The organism is Nocardia sp. NPDC004278 (genome assembly GCF_053602975.1).
Window position 1 is genome coordinate 24,831 of the sequence record NZ_JBSGEQ010000015.1, and the last position, 20,662, is coordinate 45,492.

A 20,662-nucleotide genomic window follows, 5' to 3' on the forward strand; every position below is an offset into this window, starting at 1 on the left:
ACCACCCCTCATGGGGTCGCTGCGCGACGCTGTATTCATTCCTGGCTGTCCAGAACCGCTTGCAGATCGTCTCGGGTCAGGCCGAGCTGCGCCGCGTATTCATCAATGCCGGGACGCTCGGCCGCGCTCGTACCGATGCCCGCCCGGCTCGCCAGTTCCGAACCATAGGCGGCACCGAGATCGAAGACCGTCTTGGCCAGAGCCGCCGGAAACAGCCAGCGGCCGAGGTCACGCTGGAATACCCGGGTCAGGCGGTACGGAGCAGCGATCCGCGCGCCGAGGTCGGATAGCGCCGATGGGTCGCGCAGCGAACTCATCTTGCGCGCCTCCGCGCCGGGCACCAGCAGCAGATCAGACCACAGCCGCGCGAAGCTGCCGCGCTTCTCCGCAGCGACCGCGGTCATATTGAATTCGGTATAGGCCTTCTCGATGCGCGAGGTGTGGGTGGAGCGGCTGCGCAGCAGAGCGTGGATATCGGCGGTCTTGCGCGCGGTGTCATAGCGGGTGAAGCGGTTGACCTTCGGGGCGATCCAGCCGACCAGAGCCGCGAATTCGGGGACCGGGACGAGCCGATCGGCCAGCGAAAGGGCGTGGTACATCAGGTTTTCGCTGCCCGCCTTGGCGATTTCACCGGCGAGCAGGTCGTAGTCGAGACCGGTCGCATGGCGCGCCAGATTCCAGATATCGGCGAGTTCGCGCACACCGGTCTTGTAGTAGGGCAGGTGGATGCCGAGGTGGTGCAGGTTGTCCTCGTGTGACATGGCCCAGGCGGGCACACCGTAGAAGTCGATGCGCCGCACCCGGTTCCAGATGGCGGTGTAGTCGATGGTGTACGGGGCCAACGGGGTGATCAGGCCCCAGTGCGTGCCGACGACCAGCGCACCGTCACGGGAGACGAACGACGGCAGGTGGTGGGAGCGTTCGGCGCGTACCTTGGGCGCCTTGCCGAGCAGTTCTGAGGTCGCGAAAAGTCCGAGCTCCCGATAGATCTCGATGACAGTGTCGACCTGGTCGAGTTCGACGAGGATGTCGAGGTCGTTCATGCGCTTATAGCGCGGGTCGTGATAGATCTCCGTCGAGAACAGCATGCCCTTGAGCACGACACAGCGCACACCGCGTTCGTCGAAGCGGCGCAACAGCTCGAGGGCACCGGCCAGACGCCGATCGTTGACGGCGGCAATGTGGTCGGTCACGCCCGCGAAATGCGCGCGCACCAATTCGGGTACCAGCTCGTAGAGGTTTTCGGATTCCAGGCGGCGCTGCACCAGCGGGACGGTCGCATTGACCTTCGCCAGCTCGAAAACCTCGGCCCAATTGGTGATCTCATGGGCGAGCTTCGCCAATTGCGACCGCTCGTCCGGGCTCGGCTCGGCCAGTGCGGCGTGCACCAGCAGGCGTTCGGAAGCCGTTGCACCAGCGGCAATCTCGGTTCCGGTCATATCAGCGGATTCCTTCGTATTCGGTGGTGCCGATCTGTTCGGGATGGAAGCCGAAACGGCGGGCAACGGTCGAGATCTTCGTCAGCGCGAAATCCAACTGCTCCCGGCTGAGGGTGGCCATCATGCTGACCCGCAGTCGCTGCTGTTCGCGTGGCACGGCCGGGAATTCGACGCCATTGACGAAGACGCCCTCGGCGTGCAGCGCGGCCACCACCTCGGCAACGGCCAGATGCTGCGGCACGAGAATCGGAATGATCGCGGTCTGCGGATCGACCGCGAACCCCATTCGCCGCAGTTCCCGCACGAAATAGTCGACATTGTCATGCAATTGGCGGATGCGCTCGGGATGCGCGTCGATGAAATCGATGGCGGCGAGCACCGAGGCGACCACCGCGGGCGCCAGCGATGCCGAGAACATGTAGGACCGCGCGAAGAAGCGCAGCGTATCGACCAGATCCTTGGAACCGGCGACGAAGCCGCCGGTGGTGGCGAACACCTTCGAGAACGTCCCCATATAGAGCTCGACCGATCCGGGCCCCATGCCGAAATGTTCGGCGGTGCCATGACCTTTCGCACCGAGGACACCGGTGCCGTGTGCGTCGTCGATGGCCAGCCAGGCTCCGAACGAATCGCACAGCGCCCGGATCTCCGGCAGCGGCGCGATATCACCGTCCATCGAGTACACGCCCTCGACGGCGACCACGATATTCGCGCCCGGATTGCGCCAGCGGATCTGCATCAGCCGGTGCCGCAGATGCCGAAGGTCATTGTGGTCGAAGGCCATCGAGCGGACCCGGCCGAGCTGGATGCCGTCGTAGAGGCTGGCGTGGCTCTGCTCGTCGTAGAGCAGGATGTCGCCATTGCGCAGCAGACCGGTCACCCAGCCGACATTGGCGGCATAGCCGGAGGAGAAGACCAGCGCTGATTCGCAGCCCTTGGTTTCGGCGAGACGTTCCTCGAGTCGCCGATGCACCGAGGTGGTGCCGTTCAGCAGCGGCGGTCCACCGTGGCCGACACCGAATTCCCGGATGGCGCGGACGGCGGCCTCGACGATCTCGGGTTCATTGCCGAGCCCCAGGTAGTTGTTCGAGCCCAGCATGATCAGGTCGCGGACCGCACCGCCGTCGGGATCGCGCACCTGCACGACGGGTCCGGCCGGTCCGGTGATCTCGCGCAGCACGAATCCGGTGCCGCGCGCATTCGCGACGTAGGGCCGGAACTCCTCGAAGCGCTGTTCGAAGGTGTGTGCGGCGGGATCGAGATAATGTTCGAGGCTGAAGTTCTCGCCGTGCCCGGCACCGGTCTGGTGCGGGACGGCCGCAGTGGAAGTCATGAGCTGTGTTCCTGAACGATGGTTGCGGTTCCGGCCTTGCCGTCGAGAATCAGCACATCCCCGCTGGCGACCAGGCGGGTGACGCCCGGAACGCCGACGACGGTGGGGATGCCGAGTTCGCGGCCGATAATGGCGGTGTGCGAGAGCGGACTGCCCTTCTCGCTGACCAGTCCCCCTGCGGCCACCATCAGGAAGACCCAACCGGGATCGGTGCTGGCGGCCACCAGGATCTGCCCGTCGACGACCACATCCGGCTCCGGTGTGGTCAGCACCAATGCCGGAGCCTCGACTCGGCCCGGCGCGCAGCCGATTCCGTGTAGCACACTGCCGGAATCGCCGGTCGGGGCCGGATGTTCGAAGGACGGATCGTTGATGCCGACGGCCGCGATGCCTGCCGTGACGATCCGTGTCGGCAACTCCTCGGTGCGCCAGCGCTCGTGGTCGCGTTTGCGGGTGGCCACGGTGCGCGCGGCATCGGTATCGATGGCGGTGCCCCGGGTCAGTGCCGCGATCTCCTCGTAGGTGAGCCAGAAGATATCGCGCGGATCGTCGAGCAGTCCCGCCGTGTGCATTTGCCTGCCGTATTCGCGGAACACCCGCTTCACCAGGCCGAATGAGCGGCTGCGGCCAAGGCGCATATTCTCGCGCTGCTTGACATGCTCGCGCGCACGGCCGAGTGCGAACCGGAATGCCATCCGCTGCACGAACTTTCCGCGGAACAGTGCCGCCGCGGTGGCCTCGGCCTCGCGCCGGATCAGCTTCTCGCGCGCCGCCATCTCGTCGATGTTCTGACCGCCACGCAGATAGTTGCGCAGCATCGGCACCAGCCGCTCCGGATGTTCGCCCAGCGGGTCGGTCTCCAGCTTCAGCTCATCGACGGTGCGGTCGCCGAATAGCGCGATATGGCGCAGGCAGGCCGCACGAAATTCGGCGAATCCGCTTTGCGCCAGAGCTTTCCACACTTCCTGCGGCTCCAGCGGACCCTCGAACAGTTCGCGCAGCGCGGCATCGGACCGGACCGTGGCGGTCAAAGCGAGTGCGGAGCGCACCGGGTCGACGCTGTCGACCCCCTCTTCGCCGCAGAACAATTCGTTGCGCAGTGTAATAGCGGCCGTCTCGGTGAGACCTTCGCGTTCCAGCAGCAGTCCGACAACGTGGAACATCTGCTGGGCCAGGAAGTCATTGAAGATCTGCACGGCATAGGCGGGCACCAGTTCGTGCAGGCAGCGCTCCATCCACTCCAGCAGCGCCTCCGGATCCCGTTCCCGCTCCGGCGTATCCGGGGCGAGGCGGCGGTCCAGGTCGGCGGTGAAGGACTGCAGTTCGGTGAAGAACGCGCGCAGTCGGCGCGGCAGGCGCAACCAGCCGACGGTGATAATGGCGGCGATGCGCAGCCGGAGCAGATACATCTTCGCCCGTGCCAGTCCGCGCTTCGGTGCGGCAGGACGCTGATAGCGGTTCTCGATATTGAGGGCCGCCTCCCAGCCCTCGATGGCGAACTCCATGCCCGGAATCTGGAGGAACAGCCGGTACCAGTTGCTGATGTTGTAGTAGATGCGGCCGTGGGCGGTGCCGACCAGATACGGGTACAGGCTCGCGGCATTGCGGTCGACGATCGCGTCGCTCGCGCCGAAGTCCCTGTGGCAGGCCCGGAATACCTGTTCGTAGGCATTGCGCAGGATGGAAAAGGTGAGCGGGGTGGACAGGCCAGGGTAGGACTCGGCCACATTGACGTTGTCGAAGATGGTTTCGCGCGCGCCCGTCGCGGTGATCGGACGAGCCTGGAGCAGGTACAGCGCCCCGCCAGCGTCATAGGCCCATTCGACATCCTGTGGGGTGCCGAAGGTTTCGGCCAGTGCCATCGCGGTGTCGACGAGTTCGACCACTCGCGCGTCGGTGAGGGCTTGCTCGGTGACAGCGGTCATCTGTTCGATGACCGTGCCGGAACCATCGGCGGCGACCACCACTCTGCTCTGCTTCTCGGCGACCGAACGGGACACGATCGTGCGCGCGGCGGTATCGACGAAATAGGTGTCGCACTCGACGATTCCGGCGACCACCCCTTCCCCGAGTCCGAGCGCGGCAGAGACCACGGCCTCGGCCGGATCGCCGGTCTGCGGATTGCAGCTGAAGACGACACCGGATACCGCACTGTCGACCAGCACCTGAATCAGGACAGCACAGCCGATCTCAGCGTTGTCCAGACCGCGGTGCGCCCGGTAGAACAGCGACCGCTCCGAATACGCGGAGGCGAGCACCTCCAGCACCGCCCCGGATACCTCCGCGGGAGCGATATTCAGCAGCGTATCGAGCTGACCCGCGAAGGAATCGGTCGCCGAATCCTCACCGCTCACCGAGGAGCGTACGGCCAGCCGGGCACCGGACTGCGGCGTGCGATCGACGATTTCGCTGACATCTGCGTCGAGTTCGGTTCGGATATCCGCGGGTATCGCCGTGGCGAGAATGAGCGCGCGGATCTGCGCCGACACCGCACGCAGCGCGGCCGGATCGGTGTGGTCGAGCGAATCGAGTTCCGCGGCAATGGATCCGCGGATCGGCTCGAGTATGCGAGCGCAGGCCGCGGAGCTGAGCACCACGAAGGGGGGCACCCGATATCCGGCCGCTACCAGCCTGGCGAGGTTCGCCGCCTTGGCGCCGACCTGGGTCGTCAGCGTGGCATCGGCGGCCAGTGCGATGTCGCGGACTGTTGCGCCGACGGCTGCTCCGGGCTCAGCTGCCACCTGGTCACCGCCTCTCATCGAATCGTTGTGCGAAGCTGTACGCCCACCCGTCACCCGGCCACCACCCCTCATCGAATCGTTGTGCGAAGCTGTGCGCCCACCCGACACCCGGCCACCACCCCTCATCGAATCGCCGTGCGATGCTGTGCTCATTGGGCGGCCTCCTGCATGGACTCGGCCGTCGGCGTGGCGGGCGCACGCCGGGTGAGCCGCACCAGTACCGGATCGGGGGTATTGGAGATCTCGGGGTTCTCCCGCACCCGCATGCCGTTGACGAGTTCGATGTCGTAGCGGGCCAACAACATCGCGATGCCTACCCGCACCTCCGTCAGCGCCATATGCTGGCCGACGCACAGATGTGCGCCCCAGCCGAACGGGAAGTAGCGGAACGGCGGGCGGGCCTTGGTCTGTTCCTTGGTGAACCGGTCGGGATCGAAGGTCAGTGGGGAATCCCAGAATTCGGGAAGTCGGTGATTCACGAACGGGCTGATCACCACGATCGCGCCCGGTCGCAGATCGAAGCGGTCGAAACTGTCCGGCTCCAGTGCGGTGCGGCTGAACGCCCACGCGGGTGGGTGCAGGCGCATCGCCTCATCGATCGCACGACCGGTCAACTCCAGCGCGGGCAGCGCGCGGCCGACATCATCGGTCAGCGCCAGCGCGACATCGACTTCATCACGCACGCGGGCGAGCACGGCCGGGTTGCGGCACAGTTCGTAGATCGTCCACGCCATCGCACCGCCGGTCGTCTCGTGTCCGGCAAGCAGGAAGGTGAGCACCTCGTGTCGCAGTTGCTCATCGTCCATGGCGTGTCCGGCGTCATCGCGCGCCGCGAGCAGCCGCGCCAGCAGGGACGTCGCGTCGACCTCGGCGGCCCGATGCCGCTGGATCACGCTGTCCACCACGCGATGCAGCCTTTCGAGCACACCTTGGAAGCGCCGATTGGCCGGAGTCGGCACGCTCGGTGGCACCTGGATGGGTGCGGACATATGCCGCATCACCCACGAAACACCCTCGCGCACATCGTCTTCGATCTGCGGCAGCACGCCGTCGATATCGGCGCCCAGGACCGCACGGCACACCACATCGGCTGCGAAGCCCATTACCTCGGGAACCAGGTCGAAGGCCGTACCGCTGGCCGCATAGCCGTCGAGCCGGTCCAGCATCCGCTGCCCGCACTGCTGCATCAGAGGAATCTCGGTATCGACATGGCGACGCGAGAAGGCCGGTTTGATCAAGGCACGCTGACGCTTCCACAGTTCGCCGCCGCTGGTGAGCAGGCCGGGTCCGAGCAGATGGTTCAGGCTCTGGTAGCTGATCCCCTTCTCGTATTTGGCCGCATTGGTGACCAGCACCTGGTTGATATGGTCCGGCTCCACCAGCAGGTGCAGTTGCTGGTGCACCAGGCGCAGCCGGACGCTGCCGCCGTGCGCGACCGCCTGCTTGTAGAACAGCGCGAGCGGATCGGCGCGGTAGTCCGGATACGCGCCGAGCGGATGCCGCAGCGTCGGACCGGCGAGCCGACGGCCACCTTCGCTCATGCCGCTCCCCCGGCGCCGACCAGATCTGCCTCGACCAGGAACAGTCGCCGGGCCTCCGCGCGCTGTACCTTGCCGCTGGTGGTTTTCGGGATGCTGCGCGGCGGCACCACCCGAACACCGGCGGGCAACACACCGGTGCGCTTGCTCACCGCCACGCGCACGGCGCGCCGCAGCGCATCGTGTTCGTCGTCGTCGGCAGCCGATTCGACGATCAGGTGCAGTTCCTCCGAAAGCCCCTGGGTATCGGCATGACCGACCGCGGCGACACCGCCCAATCGAACGCCCGCGACTTCCTGCGCGGCGAGCTCGAAATCGGTAGGCAGGTAGTTCGCGCCGCGGATGATGATCAGGTCCTTATGCCTGCCGGTAATGCGCAACCTGCCATCGCGAAGGTAGCCGATATCGCCGGTGTCCCACCAGCCGTCGCTGGTGGCGGCCGCGGTCTCCGCGGGCAGCCGGAAGTAGCCGATGGTCATGGAGGGACCGCGGAACTGGATGCGGCCGACGATATCCGCACCGCAGATCGCGCCGTCCTCGGCCACAATGCGAACCTCGGTGCCCGGCAGCGGTGCGCCGCAGTCGACGATGTGCATCGCGTCGGGATCGTCCTGCGGAATATCGAGGGCCACACCGTTTCCGGTGAGCGCACGGCGCGATATCGCGTCGTAGGCGATCGGCGCGTGCGGGCGGTTGACCGTGACCGCAAGGGAGGCCTCGGCCATTCCGTAGCACGGCACCAGCGCGTCCTTCGGCAGCCCCCACGCAGCGAATCGGTCGACGAATCGCTGGACGGTCGGCGGATGGATGGGCTCCGCACCACAGAACAGGAATCGCCAGGTCGACAGGTCGACGCCGGCGAGTTCGGCATCGGTGATCCGGGCCGCGGCATACCCGTAGGCGAAATTCGGTGCCGCCGTGATCGTTCCGCGATACCGGCTGACCGCGCGCAGCCAATCCCCTGGACTGCGCAGGAACCGGCTCGGCGGCATCAACACCGCATCGAAGCCACGGAACACTGGTGTCAGGAATCCGCCGATCAGCCCCATATCGTGGTGCAGCGGCAACCAGCCGACCCAGGTGTCACCCGGCCCCATCGAGGCGACCCCGGCGATCTGTTCGCAGTTGGCCGCAAGATTGGCGTGGGTGACCTGCACCCCCTTCGGTGTTCCGGTCGACCCGGAGGTCGCCTGGATGAAGGCCAGATCCCCCGGCTCGGGAAGTCTGGGGGCCAGCGCGGGCGCATCCACCGTACCGGCCATGGCGTGCAGCACATCGCCGTCGATGGCCGCCACGGCATCCGGCAGTGCTCCCCCAGCGAGCACCGAAGATGTCGCGACCACCGCCGCTGGTTCCAGATAGGCGACCAGCCGAGTGAACTTGTCCCGGAAGATATCCGCCGAACCGAAACCACCCGGCGTCGCCACCGCGGTCGGCACCGCACCGAGTAGCAGCGCGCCGAAAAATGCGGTGACGAACTCCGGCGAGGTGGGCAGGCACAGCATCACCCGATCCCCCGGCTCGACTCCCGCGGCGGCCAATGCGGCCGCGCTGCGTCCTGCCGCGGCCGCGAGATCATCATGGCGCCAGGCGGTTTCGCCGCCGGAGCCGTCACCGCCACGCTCCGGAACGAAGATCGTCGAGGGACCAGCGGCGGCACGCTCGGCATTGGCCAGCAGCGCGTGCACGATCGTCGGATGCTGGGGAGTCGGCACCGTCACTGCTCACCCCGCACGTACTGCACGATCTCGCCGACCGTATTCAACTGTGCTGCAGCGTCTTCCGGAATGCTGATGCCGAACGCCTGCTCCAGCTGAATGGTCAGCTCGATGGCCGTCGGCGAATCCAGTCCGTAGTCGATCAGTTGGGCGGCGGAGTCGATATCGTCCGCCGAAACCCACAGCACCTCACCGACAATGGCGCGCACCCGGGCCTCGATCGCGGTGGCCGGGGTGCCTGCCTGTGTACTCATCCGAGCAACTTCCCTTCCGTCACGCAGGCGCGCACCGACTCCTCCAGGTCGACGCCGTCGGCGGTGTCGATGCGGTGGAATTCCACTTCGGGGAAGGCCGCCGCGAGGGTGTCGCGCACCTGTAGATATCCGTCACGCAGGGCTCCGAGCCGCTCTGCGGTTTCGTGGGCCTCCTTCGGCCCGTCCCCCGAACGTTGCGCACACCGAGCCGCAGCCTGTTCCGGCGGTGCGTCCAGCCAGAGCACCGCATCGGGCAGTGTGGTGCGGAACCGGTCGGCGAAGCCGGGGACCGATTCGGTCACGTCCCGGCGCACCAGATCCGCGATTTCCGAGAGCAGATCCCAGATATCCGGGGAGCTGCCCAGACGGGTGGATTCGGACCGCTGCCAGGCCAGGATGTCATCGAAGGTGCCCGGCCGGTGGCGATCCAGTACGGCCGCGATGTCCGCCGCGCGGTCGTGACCGTTCCATTCCGGGCGGGCCAGTGCGACATACAGCGGTCCGTAGACCAGCAGTTCGATCAGCGGATGCCGTTCGAAGACCAGCACATCCGGCGACCAGGTGTTCAGGAAATGCCGCTCCACCGGTCCGAACAGCGTCATCTGCAGATACATCGCCGTGGCCTTCATCTCCAGGCTGGCGATTTCGTCACATCCGACGCTGAAGGCCTTGAGCTGCTCGGACAGCTCGGTCAGCGGCACATTCCTGGTGTTGTGGAAGTCCGGGCAGGTCATCGAGGCGAAAGAGCCGGTGGCCGGTACCAATTCGCGCAATCGTGCCAGCACCGAGGATTTGCCAGCGCCATCGATGCCGACGATCGCGACACGGCGGGCCCGGCCCGTCGCCCGAGCGTCGGCTCCCAGCGAATCGCCGCGCAATACTGTTTCGGTGCTCACCGGTCGTCCTCCCGCAGTTGGGCGAGTACGGCCCTGGTGATCTCGGCCGGGGCGGCGGTGCCGTCCAGGCGGATCCAGCCGAACTCCGCCGACAGGGCCTCCAATGCGTCGTGGCTGCGACGCTGGAATTCCAGGAAGGTCGCTTCGTCGCCGTAGCCGCTTTCGTAGTCGCTGCGCAACTGCTTGCGCCCCAGCGCATCCTCCGGACGCACCGAGAGGTAGAAGGTGCGGTCGGGTTCCGGGAAACCGGCCGCCAGCTTGCGCAGCACCATCGCATCGCCGCCGTGGGCGACCTCGGTGGCGAAGTACTTGTACCAGTAGGCATTTGCCAGCAGGATGTCCGCGCCGCGCTCGGCGGCCAGATCGAAGGACAGCTGCATGGCGTGGAACAGGAAGTGCGCCCGGCTCAGCGGAGACAGCAGCTTCAGGTAACCGTAGATCTCGGCCGGACTGCGCCAGGGCAGTTTCGAGGAGACCTTCGGATCGAGGAATGCGTCCCAAATGGTCACGGCGGCAACGCTTTGGCCCTGTGCCTCGAATTCCGCGGCGATGCGGGCCACCTGGGTCGTCTTACCCGATCCGTCGGCACCGGCGATGCAGATCAGGCGCTTGCGTGCACTCAGTGGTTCATCCGTTCTGCTGGCCGCCGGACGCGGATGCTCCGGGGGTTGGAGTTGTTGTTCGGGCTGCGCGGGCCGCAATGGCACCGCACCCGCGGGCTCATCCGACTGCGGGACCGGTGGTTCGGCGGGTACCGGACGCTCCCGCGACGGCTCCGGTTCCGGGACGGCGGCCGCGAGGATTTGCTCGTGGTCGCCGCTGGCGGACACCAGCGCAACCGGCGCTGCCTCGGCGGAGACCGCAGCCTCCAGCACACTGATGACTCCGGTACCGCCATCGACCCGGATCCGCTGTCCGGAGCGCAGCGCCGTCGTCGCACCGGCAACATTGAGCACCGCCGGAATTCCGTACTCCCGCCCGATGACCGCGGCATGTGAGAGCATCCCGCCGACCTCGGTCACCACGGCGGCGACCAATCCGAGCGCTGGCGTCCACCCCGGATCGGTGAACCGGGTGACGAGAATGTCGCCCTCGCGCAGCTGATCGATATCGGCCAGCGAGGTGATCACCCGAGCGGTGCCCTCCGCGACACCCGGACTGCACCCGAGTCCGGTCAGATCGCCGTCGCCGATCTCGCGGACCGCGCCCACCGTGACACCACCGCCGAGCTCATGCGGCGGCACCAGATCCCGATAGCCCGCGTAAACGGCACGGCGGTAGGCGATCTGGGGTGCGAGCGTGGCGCTCTCCACCCGTCCGGCCGCGAGATCGCTCAGCTCGTGGATGGACAGCTGGAACACATCGTCGGCCTGCTCGAGCGTGCCCGCCGCGGCGAGCCGCACCCCGGCCTCGACGACATAGGCGCGCACGATGGCATAGCACTGCGAGGAGAACTCCCGCATGCGTTCACGCGCGACCAGATACCGCCGCATCCGATCGACCTGCTTGTCCAGCGCCTTGGCGTGCTTCACCCGCGCCAGCGGCTTGGCCCGCACCCGAGCCCGCACCGCGGCCAGTTCGTCCTCGTAGCGTTTGCGCTGATCCACCAGCGTCACATCGGGATCCGCTGGCGCGGTGCCGTGTTCGAGCATGACCGCGATCATCGATCGCACCCGCTCGGGCTCCTCCGACCAGCGCGGGCTGGTCAGATCCAGCTCCGCATCGGCGTGAAAACCCTGCTCGTCCAGGAAGGCGTCGATGGCCTCCGTCCACTCGGGACTGTCGAGTCCGTGCGCGCTTGCCACCCGGTGCAATTCGACAATGCCGCGCTGCAGCTGCATATGGCTGATATCGGCGAGCCCGCCCATCAGATCTATCGCCGAGGTAGTCACACCGGTCGCGGCGTCGACCTTGTCGAGCAGCTGCTTGAAGTCGGTCTGCACGCTGGAGTTGTTGTAGATGGTGGTGAAGTAGGCGCGCTCGGTGTTGGCGTGGAAGGTCAGCAGGCAGTCCGCCAGATCGGCGACGAAAGTGGCCGCATCGGTCCGCGGCAGTTCTCGAACCCGCTCGCGCCATACCGCGTGCTTCGCGGGCCATTCGGCCGCGAATGCGTCGACCGCGGCCAACTGATCCTGGTAGCTCTTAGGCACGGCCAACGCCGCTGGCAGCGCCTTGGCGATGGTCTTGGCATTGGTCGGGGTGCGGTGCGGTCCGTTGGGGCCGTAGTCGTTGAGCACGCCGAGGTCATCATCGAAATGCTGTTCGTCGAAACCGGGAATGCGGAAGAAGCACTGCTTGACCGCGCTGACATTCCAGTAGGCGCGGCCGTAGCACATGGCCATCCAGTCCGGCTCCACACCGGGTTCGGTCAGCTTCAACCGCTCCATGAACTGCTGCATCGAATGCTGGAAGGCGTTGTCGTACAACGAGAACATCATCGGCGTGCAGACCCGCGCCGAGACGCCGCCGTCACGCAGATCGGCATCGGAGAACTGGTCGATATCGGTGCGCCAGGTGATTGCGGTAATGGCCCGCGCCTGCAGCAGCCACAGCTTTCCGTCGCCGTCGATGGCCCATTCGATGTCCTGCGGACGGTGCCGGTGCGCCTGTACCGCGAGCATGAGCGCGGCGAGTTCGGCAGTGGCGCTGGCATTCAACGCCACATCCTCATCGCCCGCCACCCGCTCGACCACCGAACCGTCGAACAGCCGCAGCGTGTACCTGGTCGGCGTGACATGTCCGGAGACGAGTCGTTCGCCTAGACCGTTGCACGCTTCGACGACCGCATTGTCTTCGATGCCGGTGAGCGCATCGATGCTGAAACCCACTCCGGCACAGCGGGCCTCGACCATGCGCTGCACCAGCACGGCCACCGAGGCGCCTGCCTCGCGGTACCCGTGCCTGGCCAGATAGGTGCGAACTCGCTCGTTGTGCACCGACTCTCGGCACTGCCCGATAAATCCGCGCAGGGCCGCGACATCGGTGATGTCGAGATAGGACTCGTACTGACCGGCGAAGCTGGCGTCATCGAGGTCTTCGAGCACACCACTCGAGCGCGCGGCGACCGGGAATCCGCCCAGTGCGCGCACCCAGCCGCTCAGGTCCTCGTCGGAGACCCGGGCCAGATCGAGATCGGCGGTGACGACGAAGCCGGGCGGGACCTCGAATCCGGCGACGATCAATTCGTGCAGCGTGCCCGCCTTGCCACCGGCGCGGTCCGGGGCGAAATCGGCCGCGCCGAGGAACATCGGGGCAGGTGTGGCTGCGGTGGGAGTTTCGGACACGGTGGGAGCTCCTGTCGGAAGCAGAACCGGGCGCACATCATGACGGGCGGCCAGATCGTGCGCGGCGCGCACACCTGCCGCGGTCAGGCCGCCATAGGACGGACTCGCCGTGCGCGGTTCGAAACCGAGCAGAATGGTTTCGGCCATGCAGGCGTAGACCACCCCGGCGGGCAGCCCGGTTTCGGGAAATGGAGGTGTCTGGCCGAGCGGCAGCGCCATGCGCCCGCCGGAGACCAGGGTGATATTCGGTTGGTGGGACACCGCGGGATCCACATCGCCGGGGACCGCGAGATCGACCACGAGCACCGGATGGTCGGCGGCCAGCCGCTCGGCGGTGACCACGGGCACGGCCGAATTGGTGGCGGTGAGGACGATGCGGCAGGTGCGCAGCGCGGTCAGGTCCTCACTGACCGTCACCGCGCCGGGCAGCGCGGATGCGACCCGTTTCAGCCGCGACGCCGATCCGGCGCGCCCGACCAGGGTCACCGAATCCGCCAGCGGCGCGAGCAGTTCCGCCATCACCGCGCCGATATTGCCCAGCGCGCCGAGGATTCCGACCCGTCGCTGCCCCGGTTCGAGGCGGGCGAGTTCGGCCCGGACCACCTCGAAGGCGCAGGCCGCGGTGAGCGAATTGCCCGAGGTCACCTTGACGGTGTCCTCCACGACATCGCGCGAGGCGTTGGTGACGATCGAGGTGTAGCCGCCGAGCCCGATCACGGTGGCGCCCAGGGCGATCGCCTGCTCCACCGCCTCCAGTACCAGATCGCGCAGCCAGGCCCGATGCCCGGCACGCTGGCATTCGATGATCTGTTCGGCCGAGATCGGCACCGCGATCAAACAGACCTCGACCGCGGCGCCGGTCGGCGACGTGACAATCTGCCTGGTCAGTTCGAAGGGTTCGGCCACCCCGCGCAGCCGTTCGAACATTGCGGCGAACTGACCGTCGGACCATTCGGTCAGTTCCGGTGCGAATCTGCGCAGATCCGCGGCATCGGGCAGATTGGCGAGGAAGACCACCCGGGGCGGGGCGCTCCAGTCGCGCGCGACCTCGTTGGTGCGCCGTCGCGACGGCGACTTATATTCCGGCACCGGCCAATTCGTGGTTACCGGTGCGGCCAGATGCGCGAGCAGTCGCGGGTAGTCGCCGCGGTGCAGCAGTGCGGCGAGATCGTCGAGTGCCGCCGCCAGCCGGTCCAGCTCTGCATCGGCGAGGAAAGCCGAGGGCTGGATGCGCAGCGTGGTCGGCGCGGAAAGCGTTGGCAGCATACGGATCTGGTGGGTGTGCAGCAGATAGCCTGCCACCACGTATCCGAACATCTCCGGATCGCAGATCTCGCGCAGCAGTGCCGATGCCGGTTCCAGCGGCGCTAGTTCGATGCCCTGCAGCAGCCCGCGACCGCGGACCGCGACGATCTCCTTCGGCCAGCGTCGCGCCACCGCATCGAGCCGGGACCGCAGGTGCGCGCCGGTGTCGGAAATGCGGATCTGGTTGTCCCGCAGCAGGTCCAGCGCGGCATCGGCGACAGCGCAGGACAGGTCGTCATCGGCGAAGGTCGAGGTGTGGTAGCGGCCGAAATCGGCGATGGAGTGCTGCCGGTCGACCAATAGGGCGGAGATCTTCACCAAGCCGCCGCCCAGCGATTTCGAGAGCAGGTAGTAGTCCGCCGCGACCCCCGAGGGCGTCGACGCGAGGAAGGTTCCGGTGCGGCCCATGCCGCACTGGATCTCGTCGAAAACCAGCGCCGCCGTGTGCAGATCGGCCAAACCGCGCAATGCGCGCAGGGTTGCCGCGGGAACTTCGCGGACACCGCCCTCGCCCTGGATCGGCTCGGCGAATATCGCCGCGATCGGCGAGATCCGGGTCCACGACCGGACCGGCCGACCGGTGCCGTCGAAGGTGATCCGGCATATCGGTCGCAGTTCCTCGGTGAACGCCGCGGCGACCTCGTCCGGCTCCCAGGTGTCGAGCCTGCGCCGCTGCGGACCCCGCACCACCAGATCCGCCGGGGTATCGGCCTGCTCGGTCAGCGCGAACGCACCGGCCGTCTTGCCGTGGAAGGCTCCGGCCAGCGAGACGAAAACCGGTCCGCGACGGCGTAGTTCATCGATCTCACGCAGCGATTCGGCAAGAATCTCCGCGACCGAACGGCCGTCGTCGCCGGTGGCACCGGATCGATTGTCGGCCATGGCGATCGGACGCACATCGTGCAGACCGTCGCGCCGAACCCGGCGCAATGTGCGGCGCAGTTCGGTCTCCAGCTCGCCGAGCGCACGCGCATGCGCGACGGCCGCGTGCCGGATCGCCGCCTCGACCGCATCCGCACCGGTCGATCCGAAGGTCACCACGTACTCACGGCCGGTGCTGGCCGCCACCGCCGCCGAGAGCCGACGAGCCAGCCGCGCGGCTCCGGGCCGGACGCTGCCCTGGGCGACGAACGGGGTCTGCTGATTGAGCCGCGCGGTCGCCACCCGCACCAGCGCCGGATGGTTGTGCCCGAACAGCGCCGCCCCGAAACCGCTGACCAGATCCAATACCCGTGCACCATCGGGGCGGATCAGGTAGTCACTTTCGGCGCCCGTGTACACCAGATCCAGATGGCACGCACGCAGCAGCCGAGCCAGCCCCGGACGGTTGTACCGTGCGAAATCTTCGAATAATTCGTGTTCGGAAACAATGGCAGCAGTATTTATTTGTTCCCGAAACATAACGCTTGCGGACAAGGCCTACGCTCCGATACCCGAGTGCCGATTCGCGGCGGACTTGGCTACCACACAGTCGATTACGTCGCGGGCGGTGTGCAGCGCCGCGGCCTCCTCGTCGGAGATCTCGATGCCGAAGGTGCGCTCGAGTTCGATGACGAGTTCGGCCGACCGTACCGAGTCCAAGCCATAATCCAGCAACGGCGTATTCACATCGATCTCGGACACCCGCAGCCCTCGCGAAAAGAGTTCGCGCACCTGCTCGTCAACATGGTTCAACCCGGTCATCACTCACCCTCCGTCGCGCTCGAACCTGCCGCGTCCGCCATGCGCGCAACGCAGCCCGAGACCGCGGACTCCACCGAACAGATCATGAATCCTTGCTGGTCACTGCGGAATTCAACGCCAGTCGAGACTGCGCTCACTTGCCCTCCGATACGGCAATCGGGACTGTCACGTCCAATATCTCGTCCATGTGCACAACTGTTAGCAATCACAGCGGCGCATGCACACATCTGTACACCGCCGATTTGCAGCTGGCAATGTCAATAGCCTTGCAGCACAGCCGGTTCAAGCCGTTAGCAACTGTTTCGCTAATCTGACTCGGCAAAGTGCACGAGACCCACGCGTACCCACCAAAAAGGGGGCCTAACGAGTCCCCGTCTGAGACAACACAATCCGCGATTCAACGTCACAGATAATTCATCAATTCGGCCGCACCACCGGATGACTGGATCAATTTCCAATAAATGCGCTGTTCACGCCCGGTTCACTGAGCGGACAGCGGAGATTCCAAACCAACTCATCGGTATTTTTGTTTTGCATTGGGCGCTAACACATTCCGCGCTGAATGCAAAGTCACGTAACCCCATTTTTACGTCATGTCGCACGGCGCCCGCACGGCCCGGACTCCCGGCTAACTTTTGGTCCGATCCACGGATGTGACGGCTCTCATTACTCGTCGGTAGCTCCTCTGAAACACTGTGACCGGTCACAAGGGCATCCCGGCCGGGCTAGCGCACTCTCACAGAACCGAGCGAACCGGTCCATGGCCGACCTCGGACAGTTAGTGTGAATACGCCACACAGCAACATCGGGGCCAAAGGAGTCGCCTATGTCCGTCGACCACTCGACCCGGCCGACTCTGACCCTCTCGGGTAAGCCGATGTCGTCGCCACTCAAGGACGTCCGCGCGCTGTCGCGGCAGATGGTCGGCCACTTCGTCGACAACGTCATCCCGTGCGCGACGATGCCGGGCGAAGCGATCACCGGCGATTTCACCGCCAGCACCCGCGTCTGCCTCGAGATTGCGGTCAGCATGCTGGACGGTAGGGACATCCCGGAAAAGGTGCGGCGGCTCGAGGACCACGCCGCCGGGTGGGCCCGCGAGGGCGTGCCGATCGACACCATCCTGCATTCCATCCATGAGGGCTTCCAGATGGGCCTCGACCTGGTGGTGTCCAAGGCGACGACGAAGGACTACGACAATCTCGTCGACGGCGCGAAGATGGTCATCGCACTGCTGGACAAGCTCACCTCGGCGATCTCGGTCGCCTATGTCCGGGAGCTGCGCGCGGCCGTCAGCGAGCACCACACCGCTGTGCACACCCTCACCTCGGCGCTGCTCGGCGGGCACAGCACCTCGACCATGGCACGCGAATGCGGGATCGCCATCGCCGAGTCCTATAGCGTTCTCGCCGTTGCCATTCCGCCCCATCGTGATGAGCACAATCCGATGCTCGACGCCCAGGTGGTGGCCCGGCGCAAGCTGCGTCGCCTGCAGGCCGAACTCGCGACCCGATGCGGTGCCAGCGCGCTGTCGCTGCTCAGCGTGGACGGCGGCACCGTGCTGATCCCCGCGACGCAATTCGACAACGATCAGCTCGAAGCTCTGGTGACGCGCATGTCGCACGCCGCGCAGGTCGGGATCACCGTGACAATGGTCGAGGCAACGCCGGAACAGATTCCGAACGCGGCCGACCAGGCGCATGAGCTGCTCGATATGGTGCAGCGGCTGCAGGCAGTGGCCGGGCTGTATCACTTCGACGAACTCGCCCTCGAATACCAGCTCACCCGGCCCGGTCCAGGCCGTGCATACCTCGGCTCGCTGCTCGATCCCCTCGACGAACACCCCGAACTGCTGGAGACCCTGCAACGCCATATCGGCAACAACCTCAACCGCCAGCGCACCGCCCGGGTCCTGCACGTGCACACCAATACCGTCGACTACCGGCTCAAGCGCATCGGACAGCTCACCGGATTCGATCCGTCCCAGCCGTCCGGGCTCTGGTACCTACGCTCGGCCCTGGTCGCGCGCACATACCGCACCTGATGCCGGCCCACCGGGCGAGCGCGGGGGTCGCCCGGCGGACCATCGCGCGGTATATCAGGAAGCAGTGCCCCGGCCCAGCGCGGCGTCGGCCGAGTAGGCGCCCGCACCGACGATGAGCAAGAACACGCTGCCGCATAGTTGCGCCAGGTCGACCCGGGATTCGTGCACGAAGTCCCACCACCCCGGAGGTATCGCCGACCCGCCCCGAAGGTCGCACGCCGGTGATGCCGGGATCTTCGACCGTGGCGATCGGCTCCGAGTTCGAGAGACGCTCACGCCCAGGATATTTCGTGAGGTCCGAGTCGAAACGGGCGACTATGTGGCGAGTTCGGACGCATTGCGGCTCGCTGATGTGGACCGGGTCGGCCAGAAATATGACCTTGGTCCGATTCCCACAGGACCAACGCCCCTGCCCGCACGGGCTCCCCGCGGGCAGGGTGATCGATGGGCCGCGGCGAAACCGCCCCGCCGCGGCCCGATCTCAACCGACACTGGAGGAAATACCGTGAGCGACAGGACATCCGGCGAGCCGTACCACAGCAAGCCCGGCGAAAGCCTCGCCGATCCATACAACATCCCCGGTATCGTGCTTTTCATCGCCGGAGTTGTGGGCCTGGCATCCACCCTCACCGCGGCAGGCTATGGATTCGCGGGCTGGGCCGCTCTCGGGGCCATTATCACCGCACTGTGCTTCATCACCAGCGTCACAGTGTTCGTCCTCGAGCACGAACGCCTGCGCCGACTCGCTCGCCGCGGCTGATCTCCGCTCACCGTTCCAGCATTGTGCGCCGCAGACTCCGACGCGACGGCCGAAAGTCATCGCGAACTCCCTCGGATGTCCGAAGGTCCCCCGCTGAGCGTCGGTTCGGCCCTGTTCGGCGGCACCGTCCGCCCGTAGCGTTGACATCACCTTCACCCAGCTTTCCGCAGTACGAGGAGACCGACATGCTGGCGCGGGTCATCTACGAATCGATGTTCGGCAACACCGCCGCCATCGCCGCCGCCATCGCTCAGGGGCTCAGCGAGTACGCCACCGTGGAGTTGCTCAACGTGGCGGCCGCCGCGGAGCTGCCCCAGCCAACTGCGGATCTGTTGGTGGTGGGCGGGCCGACGCATATGCTCGGGCTCAGCCGACCCCGGACCCGCCGTGATGCTGCGCAAGCGACCGACGCGCTGGTCCCGGTCGAGATCGGCATCCGAGAATGGCTCGACCGGGCGCTGCCGGTAGTGCCGGGTACCCAGGCCGCAGCCTTCGGCACCAAGGCCGTGAAGCCATCGTGGTTGCCGGGGTCGGCCGCCCGCAGTGTCGGTAAGCGATTGCGGCACTTGGGTTATGAACTCGTCGACGAGCCGGTGGACTTCTCGGTCGACGGCGTCACCGGACCATTGGCCGCAGGCGCGTTGGAATGCGCTCGCGCTTGGGGCGAACGCCTCGCACATACCGGGTCCGACCGGATCGCGCATCAATTCTGAGGCCGACCTCGGCCGGACCGACGACAACCGGTGCGCCGAGCGCGCCTCTGCAAAGACCGCACCCGCCATCACACTGTCCGGTCGCACCAGCCGCGATCGGCGGCCAGTGAGCATGGACTTTCGGGACCGGGCGTAAGGCCCATATCGACCGAACTATCGCCCGACGCTCGACGATATGACGGATAACGCGCAATGGATCATGGTCGGCGGGCGGCTTGCACCTGCCGGTTGCTCGGCCCTATATCCAATTTCCTTGTGCAGCACGCCCATTGCCCCGTCATGGTCACCCGAACCGCGGAGCGGCGCCATCGTTCGAGCGCGGATCCCGCCGAACGCCCGGACGACCAGCAGTGCTGTTCGGTCCTCGATTGGGGACCTTCGGCCCCATTCGGATCCGACTCCGTTCAGAGATGCTCTAGAAAGCTATTCGACTCGGCTCGGAGACCACTGCATGATCAGCTCGACCGAAACCTGCACCGTCCGCCCGCTCGGCCCCGCCGATGCCGCCGCCGTCGCGGATCTGCACGCCGGGATGCCCGATAAGGACAGCCTCTTCCGAATTCTCGAGCCGCGCCCGACCGAGTTACCCAATGTCGCGCGCGCCCTCGTCGTGCGCGATCCTGCGCACTGTGCGCTCGGTGCCTTCGTCGACGACCGGATCGTCGGCCTGGGCAACTTCATCGTGCTCGGGACGACCAGGACGGCCGAGTTAGCCATAACCATCGCTCCCGATCAGGACGGCCGGATAGGCGCATATAGCCTCGAACTCCTGCACCGCCTGGCGCGACTCGCGCGTGAACGCGGCGTCGAACGATTTGTCGCCGAACTGATTCCGGCGAATACCAGGCTGATGCGGTTGGTCGCCGCCGCAAACCTTCCGGTGTCGGCCTACTGCCACAACGGTATCGCGCGAGTCGGCATCCAACTCTGACGGCCCGCCACCGATCCGCGGAT

The 20,662-nt window shown here is 66.4% G+C and carries 13 protein-coding genes; 4 read left to right on the forward strand and 9 right to left on the reverse strand.

Going from position 1 to position 20,662, the window contains the following annotated elements:
- Positions 1-35: 35 nt before the first annotated feature.
- The 9 genes from ACWEO2_RS22930 to ACWEO2_RS22970 form a co-directional block, all read right to left on the reverse strand.
- Positions 36-1,439 carry a nucleotidyltransferase domain-containing protein gene (locus ACWEO2_RS22930; RefSeq protein ID WP_452407179.1) on the reverse strand — a complete coding sequence of 468 codons (1,404 nt, stop codon included), beginning with the start codon at positions 1,437-1,439 and terminating at the stop codon, positions 36-38.
- Position 1,440: 1 nt separating this feature from the next.
- Positions 1,441-2,772, reverse strand: a complete 1,332-nt coding sequence (locus tag ACWEO2_RS22935; RefSeq protein ID WP_452407180.1) for an aminotransferase class I/II-fold pyridoxal phosphate-dependent enzyme — start codon at positions 2,770-2,772, stop codon at positions 1,441-1,443.
- Positions 2,769-5,513, reverse strand: coding sequence for a PEP/pyruvate-binding domain-containing protein (locus ACWEO2_RS22940; protein ID WP_452407181.1), 2,745 nt, complete (start codon positions 5,511-5,513; stop codon positions 2,769-2,771). Before ACWEO2_RS22940 ends, ACWEO2_RS22935 begins: the two co-directional genes overlap by 4 nt.
- A gap of 149 nt (positions 5,514-5,662) precedes the next feature.
- On the reverse strand, positions 5,663-7,054 hold the full coding sequence (locus tag ACWEO2_RS22945; protein ID WP_452407182.1) for a cytochrome P450: 1,392 nt from the start codon (positions 7,052-7,054) through the stop codon (positions 5,663-5,665).
- On the reverse strand, positions 7,051-8,766 hold the full coding sequence (locus ACWEO2_RS22950; RefSeq protein ID WP_452407183.1) for a fatty acyl-AMP ligase: 1,716 nt from the start codon (positions 8,764-8,766) through the stop codon (positions 7,051-7,053). Before ACWEO2_RS22950 ends, ACWEO2_RS22945 begins: the two co-directional genes overlap by 4 nt.
- A gap of 2 nt (positions 8,767-8,768) precedes the next feature.
- Positions 8,769-9,023 carry an acyl carrier protein gene (locus ACWEO2_RS22955; RefSeq protein ID WP_452407184.1) on the reverse strand — a complete coding sequence of 85 codons (255 nt, stop codon included), beginning with the start codon at positions 9,021-9,023 and terminating at the stop codon, positions 8,769-8,771.
- Entirely contained in the window at positions 9,020-9,919 is a 900-nt protein-coding gene (locus tag ACWEO2_RS22960) for a hypothetical protein (protein ID WP_452407185.1), read from the reverse strand. The genes ACWEO2_RS22955 and ACWEO2_RS22960 overlap by 4 nt, the downstream gene beginning before the upstream one ends.
- Entirely contained in the window at positions 9,916-15,924 is a 6,009-nt protein-coding gene (locus ACWEO2_RS22965; RefSeq protein WP_452407186.1) for an aminotransferase class III-fold pyridoxal phosphate-dependent enzyme, read from the reverse strand. The genes ACWEO2_RS22960 and ACWEO2_RS22965 overlap by 4 nt, the downstream gene beginning before the upstream one ends.
- A 3-nt stretch (positions 15,925-15,927) precedes the next feature.
- On the reverse strand, positions 15,928-16,191 hold the full coding sequence (locus ACWEO2_RS22970; protein WP_354957644.1) for an acyl carrier protein: 264 nt from the start codon (positions 16,189-16,191) through the stop codon (positions 15,928-15,930).
- 826 nt (positions 16,192-17,017) lie between these two features.
- Between ACWEO2_RS22970 and ACWEO2_RS22975 the strand changes: the two genes are divergently transcribed.
- From ACWEO2_RS22975 to ACWEO2_RS22990, 4 genes are all read left to right on the forward strand, one after another.
- Positions 17,018-18,235 (forward strand): PucR family transcriptional regulator, encoded by a 1,218-nt coding sequence (locus ACWEO2_RS22975; protein WP_452407187.1) that lies wholly within the window; start codon positions 17,018-17,020, stop codon positions 18,233-18,235.
- Positions 18,236-18,740: 505 nt separating this feature from the next.
- Positions 18,741-18,995: a hypothetical protein gene (locus ACWEO2_RS22980; protein ID WP_452407188.1), complete on the forward strand. Its 255-nt coding sequence runs from the start codon at positions 18,741-18,743 to the stop codon at positions 18,993-18,995.
- Positions 18,996-19,180: 185 nt separating this feature from the next.
- Entirely contained in the window at positions 19,181-19,708 is a 528-nt protein-coding gene (locus ACWEO2_RS22985) for a flavodoxin domain-containing protein (protein WP_452407189.1), read from the forward strand.
- A gap of 451 nt (positions 19,709-20,159) precedes the next feature.
- A complete protein-coding gene (locus tag ACWEO2_RS22990; RefSeq protein ID WP_452407190.1) occupies positions 20,160-20,639 on the forward strand; it encodes an N-acetyltransferase family protein in 480 nt (159 codons plus the stop codon).
- Positions 20,640-20,662 lie beyond the last annotated feature (23 nt).

What these genes read in the sequence shown, in the direction of transcription:
- ACWEO2_RS22930 (WP_452407179.1), bottom strand. Translation starts at nt 1,439, where the DNA reads ATGACCGGAACCGAGATTGCCGCTGGTGCAACGGCTTCCGAACGCCTG.
- ACWEO2_RS22935 (WP_452407180.1), bottom strand. Translation starts at nt 2,772, where the DNA reads ATGACTTCCACTGCGGCCGTCCCGCACCAGACCGGTGCCGGGCACGGC.
- ACWEO2_RS22945 (WP_452407182.1), bottom strand. Translation starts at nt 7,054, where the DNA reads ATGAGCGAAGGTGGCCGTCGGCTCGCCGGTCCGACGCTGCGGCATCCG.
- ACWEO2_RS22955 (WP_452407184.1), bottom strand. Translation starts at nt 9,023, where the DNA reads ATGAGTACACAGGCAGGCACCCCGGCCACCGCGATCGAGGCCCGGGTG.
- ACWEO2_RS22970 (WP_354957644.1), bottom strand. Translation starts at nt 16,191, where the DNA reads ATGACCGGGTTGAACCATGTTGACGAGCAGGTGCGCGAACTCTTTTCG.
- ACWEO2_RS22975 (WP_452407187.1), top strand. Translation starts at nt 17,018, where the DNA reads ATGTCCGTCGACCACTCGACCCGGCCGACTCTGACCCTCTCGGGTAAG.
- ACWEO2_RS22985 (WP_452407189.1), top strand. Translation starts at nt 19,181, where the DNA reads ATGCTGGCGCGGGTCATCTACGAATCGATGTTCGGCAACACCGCCGCC.
- ACWEO2_RS22990 (WP_452407190.1), top strand. Translation starts at nt 20,160, where the DNA reads ATGATCAGCTCGACCGAAACCTGCACCGTCCGCCCGCTCGGCCCCGCC.